Here is an 18,365-nt window from a genome sequence, read left to right on the forward strand (position 1 = left end):
TTTAAGACGGCATTTCGGCCGATTCGGTTATCCTTCCGCCCATTTCGGTTTGTGCCGCAATACTTCCGCATAAACCGGACAATTTTCCGCATGCGCCCCTTTGAGATAGCCCGTGCTCATCAAAAATTCGTTCACAATCTCGCCGCCGACAAATTTGAAATGCTTTTTAAACAGTTTCGTCCATTCGGGCAGGCTTCGCGGATGGTGGCGGTCGAGCCAGTTTTTAAAAGAACCGTATTCGCGCTGCAATGCCAAAATCTGCCCGGCGTTGTAAATGGCGGCATTGATTTTCAAACGGTTGCGGATAATGCCCGCATCGTTCAGCAAACGTTCGCGGTCGGCCTCGGAATAGGCGGCAACGGCGGCGATATCGAAACCCGAATAGGCCGTCTGAAAAGCCTGCTGCTTTTTCAGCATCAGCGTCCAGCTCAAACCGGCCTGGTTGATTTCCAACACCAGCCGTTCAAACAATGCGTTGTCGTCGTCGATGGGAAAGCCATAGGCATGGTCGTGATAGTGTTTGTTCGGGTTGTCCGTGCCGTGCGGCAAGGCATTGGCAAAATCGCAATAACTCATTTTCAGACGGCCTCTTCATCTCTTCTTCATTCAACCGCTGCCGACTAACGGCACAAAGCGGCGATGGTTTCCGCCGCACGCACGCACTCTTCCACATCAGCCACCAGCGCAATCCGCACGTAGCCTGTGCCGGGGTTGCCGCGCTCGGTATCGCGCGCCAGAAAACGCCCGGGCAGCACCTGAATCGCCGCTTCGCGCCATAATTTCCGTGCGAACGCCAAATCATCGCCGTCCGGCACTTTCAGCCAGATGTAAAACGAAGCATCCGGCATGCCGACATCGAATTTTTGCTGCAATATCGGCACCACTTTTTCAAACTTTTCCTGATACAGTCGGCGGTTGTCGTTAACGTGTTCTTCGTCGTTCCAAGCCGCAATGCTGGCACGCTGTATCGGCACGCCCATTGCGCTGCCGTGATAGGTACGGTAAAGCAGAAAGGCTTTGAGCAATTCGGCATCTCCGGCCACGAAGCCGGAACGTAGGCCGGGCACGTTGGAGCGTTTGGAAAGGCTGGTGAACATCACCAAGCCCTTGTTGCTGCGCCCCAGTTGTGCGGCGGCCTGCAAACCGCCGATGGGTTTGTCGTCGCCGAAATAAATTTCCGAATAGCATTCGTCGGAGGCAATCACAAAGCCGTATTTGTCCTGCAAGGCAAAAAGCTCTTTCCAATCGTCAAGCTGCATCACGCTGCCGCTGGGATTGTTGGGCGAGCATACGAATACAAGTCGGGTACGCCGCCAGATGTGTTCGGGCACTTGCGCCCAATCCGGCATGAAGTCGGGGGCATTACAGTTGGCAAAATAGATTTCGCCGCCGCCGAGCAATGCCGCGCCCTCGTAAATCTGATAAAAAGGATTCGGGCTGACCACTATCGGTTTGAGGCCGTCTGAAACGGGCTCCAACACCACTTGGGTAAAAGAAAACAAGGCTTCGCGGCTGCCGAGCACGGGCAGGATTTCGGTATCGGGGTTCAGCACCAAGCCGTTGTAGCGGCGCTTTGCCCAATCCGCGCAGGCTCGGCGCAGTTCGGGCAATCCGGCGGAGAGCGGGTATTTTTCCAACTCGCCCAAAGAAGCGGTAAGCGCGTCGGTAATCACTTTGGGCGTAGCGTGTTTCGGTTCGCCGATGTGCAGCGGCACGGGTTTCATGCCTTGCGGCGGTTCGATGCCCTGCATGGCTTCGCGCAGGCGGGCAAAGGGGTAAGGTTGGAGGCGGTTTAATAAAGGGTTCATGATTGGCACGGGAAAGCTGGTTCGGAGCGGGTTATCTTAACATTATTCAGTATGGTTTTGGGGAGCTAATTCGGTGTTTTTCCTGCATAAAAAACCGCAGTTATGCACAGGGGCTGCCGTTTCTCCGCAAAAAAGCCGGCCGGTCGGGAACGATAAGCCCGATTTTCCGTACCGTTTTGGCAGGCGGCCGCAATCTATGATTGAATTTTGTGAAAAAAATCAAGCTGCAAAAATATAATTCATACAAAAACAAATATTTTTCACAAAAAAATCTCTTTTTTATGTTGATTTCAATGGCTTAAGCCCATAACCTAGCAGCAGTTGAAAAATAAAGAAGGCCGCGAATCATGATCTCAAGCCAAAAGAAACTCAGTTTTGAATTTTTCCCCACCCGCACGCCCGAAGGCCGCGCCAAACAAGTGGTAACGCGCAAGCAGCTCAGCCAGTTCAATCCTGAATTTTTTTCCTGCACGTCCGGTGCGGGCGGTTCGACCAAACAAGGCACGATGCAGGCCATTCGGGATATCTTGAGCGAAGGCGTGCCCGCCGCGCCGCATCTGCCGTGCGTGGGCATGCACCACGAAGAAATCGTTGATTTATTGAACGAATATAAAAAAATCGGCGTTCGCCATATTGTTGCTTTGCGCGGCGATATTCCGTCGGGTGTCGGCGTGGGCAGCGAAGGGCTACGTTACGCCAACGAGCTGGTTTCTCTGATTAAAAACGAGTTCGGCGACGATTTCCATATCGAAGTGGCCGCCTACCCCGAATATCATCCGCAGGCACGCAGCGCGGAAGACGATATCAATAATTTTGTCCGCAAAGTCAAAGCGGGGGCGGACTCGGCAATCACGCAATATTTTTACAATGCCGACGCTTATTTCCGCTTTGTCGACGACGTAACCGGCCGCGGCGTGGATATTCCCATCGTGCCGGGCATCATGCCGATTGCCAGCTTTTCCAAACTGGCGCGCTTCTCCGATACTTGCGGAGCGGAAATTCCGCGCTGGCTGCGTTTGAAACTGCAATCTTATGCCGACGACACCGCTGCCATTAAAGCGTTGGCTTTGGACGTGGTTACGGAAATGTGCGAACGCCTGCTGCGTGAAGGTGCGCCCAGCCTGCATTTTTACACGTTGAACCAAGCGGGTTTGGTATCGACGATTTGCCAACGGTTAGGTTATTGATTGGATTGGGTTTGCAGCCGAGTTTGCAAACAGAAGCGATTTAAAGGCCGTCTGAAAACCGCTTAAAAGTTTTCAGACGGCCTTACCATTTGCCCGCACGTTGCCGGTCGTTTTGCGCCAAAGTGTCGGCGTATTCGCTCAAGGTTTGGTATTTGCGGTCTTGCTTCAAGCTGTCCGCCACATAACTCAAATGCCCCTCGGCAACCCGCGCCGCTTCGTGCGGCTGTTTGTTTTTAATCGCCTCGTAAAGGGCGCGGTGCTGTTTGATAAGGGTGGGACACGGATCGTCGATTTGGGCAGTGTGCATGATGTGGCTGCGGGTGGAGCGGTAAAGCATATTGAGCAGGCTGCCCGACAAATGGGTAAACAAGATGTTGTGCGCAGCTTGGGCGATGGCCTGATGGAAGCTGAAATCGGCTTCGGCCTGATGCTCGCGGTTTTTATCCCGATACGCCTGCTCGAATTTTTCCAGCCAGAATTCGATCCGTTTCAAGTCCGCGTCGATACGGCGTTCGGCGGCAAGCGCCGCCATGCAGCCTTCCATACTGCGGCAGAAATCGAAAACATCGGCTTCCCAATCGGGATGGCTGCCGAGCAGGTTTTGCCAATCGTGCAGAAAATCCTGCTGCGACTTGGTGGAAACATAATACCCGTCGCCCTGCCGGGCTTCGAGCATGTTACGCGCCACCAGCATTTTCAACGCCGCACGCACGGAAGGTCGGGACACGCCGAACTCTTCCGCCAATTTGCGCTCTGGCGGAAGCCTGCTGCTGACGGGATACTCTCCCGACACGATGCGCTCTTCCAAAATATTGAGGATTTGCTCGCTGAGTTTTTGAGGTTTGATCAAAATATTGGCATTCATAAAAGTATCGCAGGCCGTCTGAAAAAGAGATTGATTTTGGTATAAAGAGTTTACCAATTTATATCTAAGGTTGCATTATAAAATGCTTTAGAAAACTACATCACACTACTTTTTTATGCTTTTTACGCGAAAACAGGCATTTTATTTTTCATCTTTACAATAATATATAAACATTTTTTTATTATAAAAATCATAATATTAAATTTTCATATGGCAAAATCTGACAAAACGGGCACGTTTTGCCGTTTATTTGCCGTTTTCAGGCTATTGACCGTCAATGTAACTTTTCGTAAAGTAAAAAGCGCTTTGAAAAATTGGTTATACCAATTTGCCAATTTCTTTCCCTGCAAAATCAGCCGGGAAATAACAAATTCACTGAAACAATAACGACACTTCATCTCGGAGAGGATTATGAGTATTCTTAATACGTTATTGGCTTTGGCACCGATTATCACCGTGTTTTTGCTGTTGGTGGTATTCCGGTTGTCGGCCAAAATCTCAATGGCTGCGGCTTATGTGGTTACCGCACTGCTGTCTTTGTTTGTTTGGAACGCTTCCTTCAATGTGGTTGCCGCCGCCACGTTTAACGGCGTGGTAATCGCTTTAACTATTCTCTATATCGTGTTCGGCGCGATTCTGATGCTGAACACGCTCAAAGAAAGCGGGGCGATTCATTCTATCCGCGAAGGCTTTATGGGTATCTCGCCCGACCGCCGCGTGCAGATGATTATTGTGGCATGGCTGTTCGGCTCGCTGGTAGAAGGCTCTTCTGGTTTCGGCACGCCTTCGGCTGTCGGTGCGCCGTTGCTGCTGGCATTAGGCTTCCCTGCGATGGCTTCGGTAATGGCGATTCTGATTATCCAATCGGCTCCGGTATCGTTCGGTGCCGTCGGCACGCCGCTGTTGGTGGGCGTATGGTCGGGTATCAGCAATAAAGACGACATTACCACCGCCGTTGCCCCTCAAACCGTAGAACAATACCTGTTGCAGATTACCGGCAACGTAGGGTTGCTGCATGCTTTGGTGGGCTTTTTGATTCCGCTGATTCTGTGTGGCATGCTAACCCGCTTCTACGGTGAAAAACGCTCGTTTGCCGAAGGCTTGAAAGCATGGAAATTCGCACTGTTCGCCGGCGTTGCTTTTACTGTGCCTTATTATCTGGTTGCCCGCTATATGGGGCCGGAATTCCCTTCTCTGGTGGGCGGCTTCATCGGCCTGCTGCTGGTGGTGCCTGCGGCCAAACGCGGTTGGTTCGTGCCTAAAGAAACATTCGATTTCCCGCCGCAGGAACGTTGGGAAAGCCGCTGGGTAGGTACCATCGACGGCAAACGCCATGATGATGACGATACGCCGTCTTTCTCGGTATTTCGTGCGTTTTCACCGTACTTCATCGTTATCTTCCTGTTGATCCTGACCCGTGTGATTCCTGAATTGAAAGCGTTTCTCACCGGCGATCTGACCACCATCAAACTGGCCAATTTATTCGGCACCTCGATTACCAGCAAAGTGCAATTCGGTTATTCTCCCGGCACGATTCTGATTATGGTGGCGATTATGTGTATCTACATCTTTAAGATGGACATCAAACGCTTCCAGCGCGGTTGGGGCGATGCCGGTAAAACGCTGATTGCCGCGGCTCCCGCACTGTTTTTGGCCGTGCCGATGGTACAAGTGTTCATCAACTCGCAATCCGGCGATACAACCGCCGCCGATGCTTTGCCGGCCATGCCGATGGTGTTGGCTCAGAGTGCGGCGTATTGGTTCAGCAGCGTGTGGCCAAACATTTCTCCGTGGATCGGCGCGCTGGGGGCGTTTATTGCAGGCTCAAACACCATCAGCAACATGATGTTCTCTTACTTCCAATTCTCTACCGCGCAGCAAATCGGGCTGAATACCGATCTGTCTTCCGTGGTGGTGGCTTTGCAGGCGATCGGCGGGGCAGCCGGTAATATGATTTCGGTACACAACGTGGTGGCCGCGGCCGCAGTCGTGGGCTTGTTGAACCGCGAAGGCGAAGTAATCCGCCAAACGCTGATTCCGATGGGCTACTATGTATTGCAGGCCGGCTTGATCGGGCAGGCGCTGATTACCGGCAGCATAGGCTGGTGGGTTGCCGCCGTCGCATTGCCGCTGCTGTTCTTTACGGTTATGTCGCTAACCGGCAAAAAACAGTAACCGCCGTTTGTTGCAAATTTCAAAACGCCCGCTTCCGACAAGCGGGCGTTTTTTTCGACTAACGAAGCAACGATATGCCATAGCAATTATGCTTAATGGGTTTAAATTAACATAAATTCTATTTAAAACATCAATTTTGGCATTATCTTGCGAAATTTTAGAAACTAAATAAAACGAGATTACTCTCACTACACAATGCAGCTTAACCTGCATCTGTTCGGCTTTAATGCCGGTTACGGTTGTCCGGTTCGCCGGATCTCCGTCAATCAATTGAAGAAAGGATTTATTTCATGAAAAAAGTATTAATCGCTGCTGCTTTTGCCGGTCTGATGTTGTCTGCTTGTTCAAGCAGTAAAACTGAAAAAGCTCCCGAAGCCAATCTGACTGTTGAACAAGCCATGCAAGAATGCCAGCAAGTTGTTGGCACTCAAGACCGTGCTGCTTTCGATGCTTGCATGAAAGATAAAGGTTTTGAGCGTCCGGCTGCCGATGCCGGCGCAGCTGCTCCTGCTGCTCCCGCAGCTCCCGCTCCTACCAAGTAATCAGGTTGCGGAGAAAAACGGCTGCCCCGCTCTGGCAGCCGTTTTTCTATCGGCGGAGGCCGTCTGAAAAGTTGTTTTCAGACGGCCTCCGTGCATCATTGATGCCTTAAACCGCTTTGTCCGTATAAAGCGGCACGTTGGTTATTTTGCTCATTTCGGCCACATAAGCCTGTACGTTCGGCGGCAGTTGCAAGCCGCGCACAATGGTCAGATTGCGCAGAATGGGAAACACCAAAATATCTTCCATGCTCCATTCGCCGTTTAAACCGTCGGCCCGTTTAACCAACGGCTCGAGCACGGCTAAATCCGCATGCAGCCCATCAAGATATCGGCGGGTGTCGAGCAGATTGGTTTCAAAATTACCGATATTCTGCTCTTTTTTGCGGACGAAATAATCAATCGCCGCTTGCGTGGCAAATTCCGGCAGGCCGATAAGCACATCGCGCGGTTGGATCAGCTTATTGGCGTATTCGTCCACCTTATCCAACCAAGCCTGTATTTCGGGGCGGATTTCTTCTTTCAGACGGCCTTTCCCTGCCAGCCCGTCGACAAAGCGCACAATATCCAAACTTTCCCCCATATGCGAACCGTCGGGCTTTTGCAGAATCGGCACCTGTTTGGCACCTATCATGCCGATGGGCGTATCTTCGTCGTCGTTCAACAAAACCACCTCTTCAAACGGTATGCCGCGCAAACCGAAAATCATGCGCGCACGTATGCAGAAAGGGCAATGGTCGTAAGTATAGAGTTTCATCATGGCTCTCCGAATCATCGTTTCCAAATAAAGATATGACCGAACCTTAGCACCGCAGGCCGTCTGAAACAACTTTTTCAGACGGCCTGCGGTATTGTGCAAATACCGTAGGCCAACCGTGCCGGCGAACAAGCCGAACTACCGCTTGCCCCAACAGCCGATTCCCGCCATAATCAAACCCGATGCAGGAGAGCGCTACACCGTATTACACGGCAAGCCACCGAAGGCGCAGACACCCTTAAATCGCTCAGGTAAAAGGACTGCATTCGTCAAATCATCTGGAGAGCGGCGCGGCTGCGCCCACCGAAGGGGAGAAGGCCGTCTGAAAACATTCGGGCGAACACACAGGCATTCGATTCAGACGGCCTGTTGCCGAAAATCTCAGGTTCAAGGACAGATAGGGGCGCGTGAAAAGCATCGCAGCCCTTAACCTATGGAGAACCAGAGCAATGACTACCCTCAAAACCACCCCGTTCAACCAAGCCCATAAAAACGCAGGCGGCAAACTTGTCGATTTTGCCGGCTGGGAGCTGCCCGTCAACTACGGCTCGCAAATCCAAGAACACGAAGCCGTGCGCACCGACGCAGGCATGTTCGACGTATCCCACATGCTCGTTTCCGACATCAAAGGCAGCCAAGCCAAACCATGGCTGCAAAAACTGCTCGCCAACGACGTAGCCAAACTTTCGTTCGTCGGCAAAGCCCTCTATTCCGCCATGCTCAACGACAACGGCGGCGTGATGGACGACCTGATCGTTTACCGCACCAACGAAGCCGAAACCCAATACCGCATCGTATCCAACGCCGCCACCCGCGAAAAAGACTTGGCACAATTTGCCAAAGTCGGCGAAGCGTTCGGCATCGAAATCACCCCCCGCTACGACCTCGCCATGCTCGCCGTGCAAGGCCCCAAAGCCATTGAAAAACTGCTCGCCGTCAAACCCGAATGGGCCGAAACCGTCAACGCGCTCAAGCCCTTCCAAGGCGCAGATTTAGGCAACGACTGGTTTGTCGCCCGCACAGGCTACACCGGCGAAGACGGCGTAGAAGTGATTCTGCCCGGCACCGAAGCCACCACCTTCTTCACCTCCCTGCGCGAAGCCGGCGTACAACCCTGCGGCCTCGGAGCACGCGACACCCTGCGCATGGAAGCCGGCATGAACCTCTACGGCCACGACATGAACGACGAAACCAGCCCCCTGCAAGCCGGCATGGGCTGGACGGTGGATTTGAAAGACGAAAACCGCGACTTCATCGGCAAAACCGCCCTCGTCGCCCTCAAAGAAAAAGGCGTGGACGTGAAACAAGTCGGCCTGCTGTTGGCCAAAGGCGGCGTATTGCGCGAAGGCATGGAAGTCGTTACCGAACAAGGCAAAGGCATCACCACCAGCGGCGTGTTTTCCCCCAGCCTGAAACAATCCATCGCCATCGCCCGCGTGCCCAAAGCCTTTGAAGGCGACGCGGCCAAAGTGGTGATTCGCGGCAAAGAAGTGGACGTGCGCGTGTTGAAACTGCCGTTTGTACGGAATGGGCAGAAGCAGTTTGATTGAATGCTGGTTTGAAAATGTGGATATAAATATCTAGGTTGGGTTGCAGCTTGTAATCTAACCTCTTCATATTAGTTTTTAGTTCCAACTTATTGATCGAAAGGGAAGTAAATGTTAACTCATGAACAGATTGCGGAAGCTAAAAAAAAGACTAAATATACTAGTGAAATACTTCATGAGCATGATGATTGTATTCGTATTGCTTATGAATGGTTTGATGCACAAACTAAAACCAAAACAATCAACAAGAACCACATGCCTAGACCATTAAAGCATTTAATTGAGCGATGGGGAGGGCGTTATGTATCAGAATCAGATGTGCAAGTGGCTGCTACTTTGCATCCTGAGATAAAGGGTGAATATCCATATTACAATATTAGCGTTAAATTAACTGAACCAAAAAGATCTAGATTATTGGGTATAACAGAAGCGTTCACTCATGATTACAATCAAAGACATGACCCTAGTTCGTATAAAAAACAAGAACAAGAGTAAAGCAGTAAGTCAGTAGGTTGTATGCCACCGGCACGCACGCGTTGGCTGGGAATGGTTGAAACCGCGTGCGCGGCTTAGGCCGCACACCCTACTCGGTGCAAGCAAGTGTTGTTTTAACATACCAAACTTTCAGACGGCCTTTAAACCAAGAGGCCGTCTGAAAAAGATAAAGCGGTATTTTCAGGCAGGCTGACTATAAGGCCGAACACAAGAGGATTCACACGATGCGTAAGATATTATTTTTGGCTGCTGTTTTGTCGTCGCTGGCTTTAACCGGCTGCGATGCGAAAGATGCTTGCTTGGATCAAGGCGGCAGCTATAATGAAACCACCAAGCAATGCGAGAAATAGTCAATCAACTTAACTTTTACACGGCGTTGCTGCGGCTTGCTGCCTTGTATTAAAAATGTGTTCATTGACGGTAACGGCAGTGTTAATTTTGAAACCTATGGAGAACAAACCATGAGCAATATCCCCGCTGAATTGAAATATGTGTCCAGCCACGAATGGCTGCGTTTGGAAGCCGACGGCAGCGTAACCGTGGGCATTACCCATCACGCGCAAGAATTGTTGGGCGACATCGTATTTGTAGAGCTGCCCGAAGTGGGTGCGAATCTGGCTGCGGAAGAGCAGGCCGGCGTGGTGGAATCGGTGAAAGCGGCTTCCGATGTGTACGCGCCGATTGCCGGCGAAATCTTGGCGGTGAACGATGCTTTGGTGGATGCGCCCGAAACAGCCAACAGCGAGCCTTACGGCGCAGGCTGGTTCTTCAAAATCAAACCGGCCAACGCTGCTGATTTGGACGGTTTGCTGACTGCGGAACAATACGCTGCGGAAATCGGCTAACCCATCATGGAAAAGAGGCCGTCTGAAAACTTTGCTTTCAGACGGCCTCTTCCAATCGGGTTCGGTTAATCAAATATCGCCTTGCGCTTTGATTTTCTCTGCGCCGAATTCGAGCTTGCTCAAGGCCGAAAGATAGGCTTTGGCGGTGGCCACCAACACATCGGTGTCTGCGCCCTGCCCGTTTACCACGCGCCCGCCGCGGGCCAACCGCACGGAAGTTTCGCCCTGACTTTCGGTGCCTTCGGTAACGGCGTTCACGGAATAAATCTGCAAGCTCGCGCCGCTGTTGGCTACGCTTTCAATCGCTTTGAAAATCGCGTCCACGGGGCCGGAGCCGGTGGCGCTGGCTCTGTGTTCGGTGCCGCTTACGCTGAATACCACTTCGGCAACGGGCTGCTCGCCGGTTTCGGTGGTGATTTTTTGCGATATGAATTTGTAATGGTCGTGCGAGAGATTAACCATTTCGTCCGACACCAGCGCATGCAGGTCTTCATCGAAAATCTCGCGTTTTTTGTCGGCCAGTTCTTTAAAGCGGGCAAAAGCGGCGTTCAATGCTTCTTCGCTGCCCAAATCGATGCCTAAATCCAATAGTTTGGTTTTGAACGCATTGCGGCCGGAAAGTTTGCCCAAGGTCAGGCGGTTGGCCGCCCAACCCACCGATTCGGCCGACATGATTTCGTAAGTTTCGCGATGTTTCAACACGCCGTCTTGGTGGATGCCCGATTCATGCGCAAAAGCATTTGCGCCCACAATGGCCTTATTCGGCTGCACGGGATAGCCGGTAACGGTTGAAACCAATTTGGACGTGGGCACGATCTGCGTTGTGTCGATACCGGTTTCCAACCCGAATACGTCATGACGGGTTTTTAATGCCATCACCACTTCTTCCAAACTGGCATTGCCCGCGCGCTCGCCCAAACCGTTGATGGTGCATTCCACCTGCCGCGCGCCGCCCGACACGGCAGCCAAAGAGTTGGCTACGGCCAAACCCAAATCGTTATGGCAATGCGCCGACCACGTTACCTTGTCGCTGCCTTGCGTTTTGGCGATCAGTTCACGGAAAAACACTTCGGTGCGGTGCGGCACGGAATAACCGACGGTATCGGGAATATTAATCGTGGTTGCCCCCGCTTCAATTACAGCACCGCACACCTCGGCTAGGAAATTCACGTCGGAACGCAGCGCATCTTCGCACGAAAACTCCACATCATCGGTATATTCTTTCGCCAGCTTCACTGCTTTTACGGCCGCTTCCAACACTTGTTTGGGCTTCATTTTCAGCTTGTATTCCATATGCAGCGGACTGGTGGCGATAAAGGTGTGAATGCGGCGGTTAGCTGCCGGTTTCACTGCTTCGCCCGCAGCACGGATATCGCGCTCGGTAGCACGTGCCAACGAGCACACGGTGGCTGTCGTCAATGCTTTGGCAATGCTGTTTACCGCATCGAAATCACCGGGGCTGGCTGCGGCAAAGCCTGCTTCAATAACATCTACGCCCAATTTCTCCAATTGGCGGGCAATGCGGATTTTCTCCTCTTTCGTCATGGCGGCACCGGGCGATTGCTCGCCGTCCCTCAAGGTGGTGTCGAAAATAATCACGCGGTTGTTTTGCGGCATGGTCTGTTTCTCCAGAGATATTTGTTGTTGTAAAAAAGCGTTCAAATCCAACGGCCTGCCTTGTGCTTCGGCCAATGCCGTCAGTTTCTGCAATTGATTGAGTGGCAACGACCCGCGCGTGCGCCACTTATAAATGGCCGCCGTACTCGCCGCATGTTCGGGATCGTGCTGTTTCAACGCTTCGGCAAGCGCATTAACGCCGCCGAAATAAGCGATTAAGCGGTCAATGTCTAATTGCATGATATACCTTTGTCCAATTTTATTCAGATAGTGATTCGGATGAGCCTGATTATACGCAAATCAGACAAAACGACAACAATTAATTCAATTCCTTCAATCAATCTTTAAAGTTCAAATTTTTATCTACATTTTGTCTAAATTGTTTTCAGACGGCCTCATAAAGATATGAATACGACCCGATATGCGGCAGCGGAAAAAGCCATCAATATTTCATACCGATAACAAGGCAGTGGACACGGCACACAATGCAGAAACGGTATTCAAATAACGATTTTGCAAAATTTCCGGTTGATCTTTTTGACAGGGAACTTATAAAGCCGCTTACGCAACTTCGGGTTCTGCCGATTTGTTATAACGATAAAAAACTCCAATTGCCGGCACCATTTCCGATGAATATCTCTATGGCGCCCTCTCACGTCAATCATCACGTTGGCAATCAGATCCAAACACAAACTGAGGCATTTAGTCGGGCGCACATAAAAATAAAGCACACCGAAAAGGTGTGCTTTATTTATTGCGGCATGGATGAAAAATCAAATTTTTCCGCCTGATTGGTTCACCATGTAAGTAACGGCTGCTTTAACTTCGTCATCGCTCAAGCTCGAATTACCGCCTTTCGGAGGCATAACACCGCCCTGTTTGCCGGTAAAGCCTTCGATAGCATGCTTAAACAGCGTTTCTTTACCTTGTTTAATGCGGGGAGCCCAATCGGCATTGTTAGTAATTTTCGGAACATTAGGAATTACCGAATTGGCATTATGGCAAACCATACATATGCTTTCGAATATTTTTTTACCTTCTGCCTCAGATACCGCCGGACTGCTTTCGGATTTAGTCGCTTTTTTAGCAGCAGAAGGTGCAGCCGCCGCTGCTCCGCCTCCGGCAGACTCTTCGAGTTTACCGCCCGATTGGTTCACCATATAAATAACGGCTGCTTTAACTTCGTCATCGCTCAGGCTCGGATTACCGCCTTTAGGAGGCATAACACCGCCTTCTTTACCGGTAAAGCCTTCAATGGCATGTTTAAACAAGGTTTCTTTGCCTTGCTTGATGCGGGGAGCCCAATCGCCGTTGTTGGTAATTCGCGGCACATTAGGAATGGCTGAGTTTGCGTTATGGCAGGCCATACATGCGCTTTCGAATACTTTTTGGCCGTCTATCGCAGGTGCAGATACTGCCGGGCTGCTTTCCGATGCAGCCGTTTTGTCGGCAGCAGGAGCGGCCGCAGCATCTCCTACGGCAGGCACTTCGAATTTACCGCCGGACTGGTTTACCATATGGGCAATGGCGCGTTTCAATTCGTCGTCGGTCAAATCGGCTGCCCCGCCTTTGGCCGGCATGGCATTGAAGCCGTTCAATGCTTTGTTGAACATTGCCTCGAAACCTTGGGCGATACGGGGAGCCCAATCGCTGTTATTGGTAATTTTAGGTGCGTTGGGTACGTTGCTGTCGGCTGCGTGGCACTGGATACATATTTTTTCAAAGATTTTGTCGCCCGTGCGCTGCCCCACGGCAACGCCGTCGCCTTGGGTAACTTTGCCTACTGGCGTGATTCGTGTTTCAGTGGCAGATTGGGTACTTTCTTCTACGTCGCTGTAATAGCCGCTGGTTGCTAGCTTCACCAGAAAAAACAATACTGCAAGCAAGATAACGATGCCGCCCAAAAGGGTGGTTAATGCAGAGCCTTGGGCTTTATTGTTGTTCAGTTGATTCATGTGGTTGGCCTCGCCGTTTTTGGTAGGTTGTGACGAAAAATTTAAGTTGTCATTTGTCTGGATTTGTTAATTTCAATTAACAATAATTTGCTGGATTATACTGAATTCACGGTGTCTTTCCAATCTTTCTGATTGGGCTTTTTCTAAAAAAGTTTGCCGGTTTTATTTGTCGGGCCAAAGGCCGTCTGAAAAGCCCTGTATTATTCATATAACCAATTTGGATTGTGTGCATGCTGCAAATGTTTTGCCAATTTTGCGATTTTACGCTAATCTTACATCTTTTCGCACCCATAGCTCAGTTGGAAGAGCGTCAGTTTCCGAAGCTGGAGGTCACAGGTTCGATCCCTGTTGGGTGCGCCACAAATAATTCCAATCCGGCCGCACGCAACTTTAGGTTGATAAAGTAACACCAGCATGCGGCATCTTTTTTTAAGGCCGTCTGAAAATATATTTTCAGACGGCCTTAATCATATCGAAAAGCATTGTAGTTTACCGTAGTAAATTTTTATTTTGATAAAAATCAACAAGTAAGGGCTTTATGAATTTTTTATGTTAACAGATGAAAGTTTTTGTCTTGCCCGACATAGTGTGTTTAGGTTATCTTGCAATTTCTTCACTTTAATAAACTATAAAGCGTCTGAATCTAATTGATTGGGTTGCTTGGTTGTCGCCGTTTTCCTGTAATGCGCGTACCCTAAACCGTTGCTTGCAGGAATTGCATTACAGGTGCTGTGGCGAGGCCGGTTGCTCCTATTGGTTTACACGCAGAAATAGAGGCTGACATGCAATTATCAGGAGCACAAATACTCGTGCAAAGTCTTAAGGCCGAGGGCGTGGAATATGTTTTCGGCTATCCGGGCGGCGCAGTTCTGGAAATTTACGACGCGCTTTTCCAATTCAATAAATTAAAACACATTCTAGTACGACACGAGCAAGCAGCCGTACATGCTGCCGACGCTTATTCACGCACCAGCGGCAAAGTGGGCGTGGCATTGGTTACATCCGGCCCGGGTGCAACCAATGCGGTTACCGGCATCGCTACGGCATATTCGGATTCCATTCCGATGGTCATCATCACCGGTCAGGTCGGTACGCCTGCTATCGGCACCGATGCCTTTCAGGAAGTCGACACGGTGGGCATTACCCGCCCCTGTGTGAAACACAATTTCCTTGTAACCAATGTCAACGAACTGGCTCCCACCATTAAAAAGGCGTTTCAAATCGCTGCCAGCGGCCGCCCCGGGCCGGTAGTGGTAGACGTTCCGAAAGATGTTACGCAGGCGATGGCGAAGTTCAGCTATCCGCAGGAAGACATCTTCATCCGTTCCTACCAGCCTGTTACGCAAGGCCATACTGGACAAATTAAAAAAGCCATACAGATACTGGCCTCTGCCAAACGCCCTTTGGTGTATTTCGGCGGCGGCGTGGTGCTGGGCAACGCCCATCAAGAATTGGTTGATTTGGTGCGTTTAACAGGCATGCCATGCACAGGCACATTAATGGGCTTGGGAGCCTACCCGTCAAGCGACCGCCAATATCTCGGCATGCTGGGCATGCACGGCACTTACGAAGCCAATTTAGCCATGCAAAATGCCGACGTGGTGTTGGCCGTCGGAGCCCGTTTTGACGACCGCGTTATTTCCGTGCCGTCCAAATTCCTCGACAAACCTAAAAAAATCATTCATGTAGATGTAGACCCTTCAAGCATTGCCAAGCGCGTAAAAGTGGACGTGCCGATTGTCGGCGATGTGAAAAAAGTGCTTTCGGAAATGATTTGCCTGTGGAAAAAGCAGGAATTGTTGCTGAATCCGGCTGCATTGGAAAAGTGGTGGGAAACTCTGGAAACTTGGCGCGGCAGAAACTGCCTGTGGTTTGAATGTGAAGACGAACTCATCAAACCGCAATACGTCGTTAAAAAACTTGCCGAAGTTACCAACAATTCTGCCATCATTACTTCAGACGTGGGCCAGCACCAAATGTTCGCCGCCCAATATTATCCGTTCGAGCGGCCGCGCCAATGGCTGAATTCAGGCGGCCTCGGCACGATGGGCGTGGGTTTGCCGTATGCGATAGGTGCCAAACTTGCCGCACCCGACCAAGATGTGTTTTGCATTACCGGCGAAGGCTCGATTCAAATGAATATCCAAGAGCTTTCCACCTGTTTCCAATACAAACTGCCGATTAACATCGTTACCCTGAATAACGGCTATTTGGGCATGGTGCGGCAATGGCAGGAGCTGTATTACAGCAACCGCGAATCGGAAACTTATTTTGATTCGCTGCCCGATTTTGTGAAATTGACCGAAGCCTACGGGCATATCGGCATCCGTGTTGACAAAAAATCCGACGTAGAAGGCGCGTTACGTGAAGCCGTCAAGCAAAAAGACCGTTTGGTATTTTTGAACTTCATCACCGACAAAAAGCAAAACGTATTCCCGATGGTGGGCAACGGCAAAGGTCTGGATGAAATGGTGCTGCCGCCGCACATGCGCGAAACACCGATGGATTCCGACGTAAATGATGTCAAAGACCGTGATTACGATATAAGGAGCGTGCCATAATGCGACACATATTATCTATCTTGATGGAAAACGAATCGGGCGCAATGAGCCGCGTTGTCGGTCTCTTTTCGGCACGCGCTTATAATATCGACTCACTGGCCGTTGCCGCCACCGAAGACAAAACACTTTCCCGTATGACGATTGTTACCCATGGCGACGACACCGTGCTGGAACAAATTACCAAGCAGCTCAACAAACTGGTTGAGGTCGTAAAAGTGGTGGATCTGAATGAAAGCCGGTTTGTCGAACGTGAATTGATGCTGGTAAAAGTGCGCGCAATCGGCAAGGACCGCGACGAATTTCTGCGCCTGACCGAAATCTACCGCGGCCACATTGTCGACGTTACCGATAAAAGCTACACCATCGAAGTTACCGGCTCCTCCGAAAAACTGGATTCCTTCTTGGAAACCGTAGGCAGGGCCCAAATTCTTGAAACCGTGCGCACCGGTGCGGCGGGCATCGGTCGGGGGGAACGTATACTGAAAATCTGATTGGACCTTTCAGACGGCCTGCAACATATGCAAAACGCAACAGGCCGTCTGAAAAACAAATAGGAGCATGATTATGCAACCCGTGAAAATTGTCGCCGCCATTGTTATCAAACCGGAATACAGCCAAGAATTGTTCGACGTATTCCAACGATTAGTATTGGCCAGCCGGCAAGAAGCAGGCAATTTACGCTATGACCTTCATCAAGATATTGAAAATCCGGACCGCGTGGTATTTTTCGAAATCTGGCGATCGCAAGCCGCGGTTGATGCGCATGCCGCCACCGTACATTTCCAAGACTTTCTTAAAGCCATCGAAGGCAAAACCGAGAGCTTGGAAATCATACAAATGCACGACATCTCCGACAATTCAAGCCAATAAAAGCCTTTAATTCAAACATTTATTCGACAAAGGAAACAATATGCAAGTTTTTTACGATAAAGATGCCGACCTATCCTTAATCAAAGGCAAAACCGTAGCCATCATCGGCTACGGTTCCCAAGGTCATGCTCACGCCGCCAACCTGAAAGATTCCGGCGTAAAAGTAGTGATTGGTTTGCGTCGGGGAGGATCATGGAAGAAAGCCGAAGCAGCCGGCCATGACGTACGCAGCGTTGCCGATGCCACCAAAGCCGCCGATGTGGTAATGATTCTGCTGCCGGATGAAAACCAGCCGGTTGTGTATAAAAACGAAATCGAACCGAACTTGAAAGAAGGCGCGGTTTTGGCGTTTGCCCACGGTTTCAACGTCCACTACAACCAAATCGTGCCGCGTGCTGACTTAGACGTGATTATGGTTGCTCCCAAAGGCCCCGGCCACACCGTGCGCAGTGAATATTTGAAAGGCGGCGGTGTGCCTACTCTGATTGCCGTTTATCAAAATCAATCCAGCAAAGCCCGCGATATTGCCCTGTCTTACGCGGCAGCCAACGGCGGCACCAAAGGCGGTGTGATTGAAACCAACTTCCGCGAAGAAACCGAAACCGACCTGTTCGGCGAGCAAGCCGTATTGTGCGGCGGTGCAGTTGAACTGGTGAAATGCGGTTTTGAAACATTGGTAGAAGCCGGCTATGCTCCCGAAATGGCTTACTTCGAGTGCCTGCACGAATTGAAACTGATTGTGGATTTGATGTACGAAGGCGGTATCGCCAACATGAACTACTCAATTTCCAACAACGCCGAATACGGCGAATACGTTACCGGCCCCGAAGTGATTACCCCTGCAACCAAAGAGGCCATGAAAAAAGCCTTATACCGTATTCAGTCGGGCGAATATGCAAAAATGTTTATTCAAGAAGGCGCAACCAACTACGCCAGCATGACCGCCCGCCGCCGCTTGAATGCCGATCATCAAATCGAAAAAGTCGGCGCACAATTGCGCAGCATGATGCCGTGGATTTCCAAAAACAAATTGGTTGATCTGGATAAAAACTGATTAGTAAGAAATCTCTGCTAAAAAATAGCCGGATAATGTTTACGGGGTTGCTTTATACAGCTCGGTTTGTGCTGTTGTATCGCGGTATGC

The 18,365-nt window shown here is 50.6% G+C and carries 17 protein-coding genes, 1 tRNA gene, 1 pseudogene and 1 riboswitch; of the genes and pseudogenes, 12 read left to right on the top strand and 7 right to left on the bottom strand.

Annotated elements, in window-relative coordinates:
* Window positions 1-27: 27 nt before the first annotated feature.
* Both Q0X97_RS03320 and dapC read right to left on the bottom strand, forming a co-directional pair.
* Window positions 28-576, bottom strand: coding sequence for a DNA-3-methyladenine glycosylase I (locus tag Q0X97_RS03320; protein ID WP_302066116.1), 549 nt, complete (start codon window positions 574-576; stop codon window positions 28-30).
* 44 nt (window positions 577-620) lie between these two features.
* Window positions 621-1,808: a succinyldiaminopimelate transaminase gene (gene dapC / locus Q0X97_RS03325; RefSeq protein WP_302066113.1), complete on the bottom strand. Its 1,188-nt coding sequence runs from the start codon at window positions 1,806-1,808 to the stop codon at window positions 621-623.
* Between the two features lie 347 nt (window positions 1,809-2,155).
* On the opposite strand from dapC, the gene metF reads away from it, so the two are divergent.
* Window positions 2,156-2,995 (top strand): methylenetetrahydrofolate reductase [NAD(P)H], encoded by an 840-nt coding sequence (metF, locus tag Q0X97_RS03330; RefSeq protein ID WP_302066111.1) that lies wholly within the window; start codon window positions 2,156-2,158, stop codon window positions 2,993-2,995.
* A gap of 82 nt (window positions 2,996-3,077) precedes the next feature.
* Here the strand turns inward: metF and Q0X97_RS03335 are convergent, their stop codons facing one another.
* Window positions 3,078-3,860 (bottom strand): FadR/GntR family transcriptional regulator, encoded by a 783-nt coding sequence (locus Q0X97_RS03335; protein ID WP_302066108.1) that lies wholly within the window; start codon window positions 3,858-3,860, stop codon window positions 3,078-3,080.
* Window positions 3,861-4,271: 411 nt separating this feature from the next.
* Between Q0X97_RS03335 and Q0X97_RS03340 the strand changes: the two genes are divergently transcribed.
* A complete protein-coding gene (locus Q0X97_RS03340) occupies window positions 4,272-6,035 on the top strand; it encodes an L-lactate permease (protein WP_302066107.1) in 1,764 nt (587 codons plus the stop codon).
* A 290-nt stretch (window positions 6,036-6,325) separates the two neighbouring features.
* Window positions 6,326-6,577, top strand: a complete 252-nt coding sequence (locus tag Q0X97_RS03345; RefSeq protein WP_302066106.1) for a hypothetical protein — start codon at window positions 6,326-6,328, stop codon at window positions 6,575-6,577.
* A gap of 106 nt (window positions 6,578-6,683) precedes the next feature.
* Here the strand turns inward: Q0X97_RS03345 and grxB are convergent, their stop codons facing one another.
* Window positions 6,684-7,331 carry a glutaredoxin 2 gene (gene grxB / locus Q0X97_RS03350; protein ID WP_302066163.1) on the bottom strand — a complete coding sequence of 216 codons (648 nt, stop codon included), beginning with the start codon at window positions 7,329-7,331 and terminating at the stop codon, window positions 6,684-6,686.
* Between the two features lie 175 nt (window positions 7,332-7,506).
* Window positions 7,507-7,604: riboswitch (glycine riboswitch) on the top strand.
* Between the two features lie 176 nt (window positions 7,605-7,780).
* Here grxB and gcvT point away from each other — a divergent pair.
* From gcvT to gcvH, 4 genes are all read left to right on the top strand, one after another.
* Complete coding sequence (gcvT, locus tag Q0X97_RS03355; protein WP_302066105.1) at window positions 7,781-8,881, top strand: glycine cleavage system aminomethyltransferase GcvT; 1,101 nt, start codon at window positions 7,781-7,783, stop codon at window positions 8,879-8,881.
* A 108-nt stretch (window positions 8,882-8,989) separates the two neighbouring features.
* Window positions 8,990-9,373, top strand: coding sequence for a hypothetical protein (locus Q0X97_RS03360; protein WP_302066104.1), 384 nt, complete (start codon window positions 8,990-8,992; stop codon window positions 9,371-9,373).
* 224 nt (window positions 9,374-9,597) lie between these two features.
* Entirely contained in the window at window positions 9,598-9,723 is a 126-nt protein-coding gene (locus tag Q0X97_RS03365; protein ID WP_004282815.1) for a hypothetical protein, read from the top strand.
* Between the two features lie 111 nt (window positions 9,724-9,834).
* Entirely contained in the window at window positions 9,835-10,218 is a 384-nt protein-coding gene (gene gcvH, locus Q0X97_RS03370) for a glycine cleavage system protein GcvH (RefSeq protein ID WP_302066098.1), read from the top strand.
* 69 nt (window positions 10,219-10,287) lie between these two features.
* On the opposite strand, the gene Q0X97_RS03375 is transcribed toward gcvH, so the two are convergent.
* The 3 genes and pseudogenes from Q0X97_RS03375 to Q0X97_RS03385 form a co-directional block, all read right to left on the bottom strand.
* Complete coding sequence (locus Q0X97_RS03375; protein ID WP_302066096.1) at window positions 10,288-12,075, bottom strand: 2-isopropylmalate synthase; 1,788 nt, start codon at window positions 12,073-12,075, stop codon at window positions 10,288-10,290.
* A 533-nt stretch (window positions 12,076-12,608) separates the two neighbouring features.
* Complete coding sequence (locus Q0X97_RS03380) at window positions 12,609-12,995, bottom strand: cytochrome c5 family protein (protein ID WP_302066162.1); 387 nt, start codon at window positions 12,993-12,995, stop codon at window positions 12,609-12,611.
* Window positions 12,972-13,790: pseudogene (locus Q0X97_RS03385) on the bottom strand (cytochrome c5 family protein); the annotation flags it as partial. The pseudogene Q0X97_RS03385 and the gene Q0X97_RS03380, both read right to left, overlap by 24 nt.
* A 284-nt stretch (window positions 13,791-14,074) precedes the next feature.
* Here Q0X97_RS03385 and Q0X97_RS03390 point away from each other — a divergent pair.
* The 5 genes from Q0X97_RS03390 to ilvC all read left to right on the top strand — a co-directional run bounded on the left by Q0X97_RS03390 (window position 14,075) and on the right by ilvC (window position 18,275).
* Window positions 14,075-14,150: transfer RNA gene (locus tag Q0X97_RS03390), tRNA-Arg, on the top strand.
* Between the two features lie 422 nt (window positions 14,151-14,572).
* Window positions 14,573-16,351, top strand: a complete 1,779-nt coding sequence (ilvB, locus tag Q0X97_RS03395) for a biosynthetic-type acetolactate synthase large subunit (protein ID WP_302066094.1) — start codon at window positions 14,573-14,575, stop codon at window positions 16,349-16,351.
* Window positions 16,351-16,842, top strand: coding sequence for an acetolactate synthase small subunit (gene ilvN / locus Q0X97_RS03400; RefSeq protein ID WP_302066092.1), 492 nt, complete (start codon window positions 16,351-16,353; stop codon window positions 16,840-16,842). Before ilvB ends, ilvN begins: the two co-directional genes overlap by 1 nt.
* Before the next feature lie 73 nt (window positions 16,843-16,915).
* Window positions 16,916-17,221 carry a putative quinol monooxygenase gene (locus Q0X97_RS03405; RefSeq protein WP_302066090.1) on the top strand — a complete coding sequence of 102 codons (306 nt, stop codon included), beginning with the start codon at window positions 16,916-16,918 and terminating at the stop codon, window positions 17,219-17,221.
* A 40-nt stretch (window positions 17,222-17,261) separates the two neighbouring features.
* Window positions 17,262-18,275, top strand: coding sequence for a ketol-acid reductoisomerase (gene ilvC, locus Q0X97_RS03410; RefSeq protein WP_302066089.1), 1,014 nt, complete (start codon window positions 17,262-17,264; stop codon window positions 18,273-18,275).
* Window positions 18,276-18,365 lie beyond the last annotated feature (90 nt).

Source organism: Neisseria sp. MVDL19-042950, from assembly GCF_030504625.1.
Classification (GTDB): Bacteria; Pseudomonadota; Gammaproteobacteria; order Burkholderiales; family Neisseriaceae; genus Neisseria.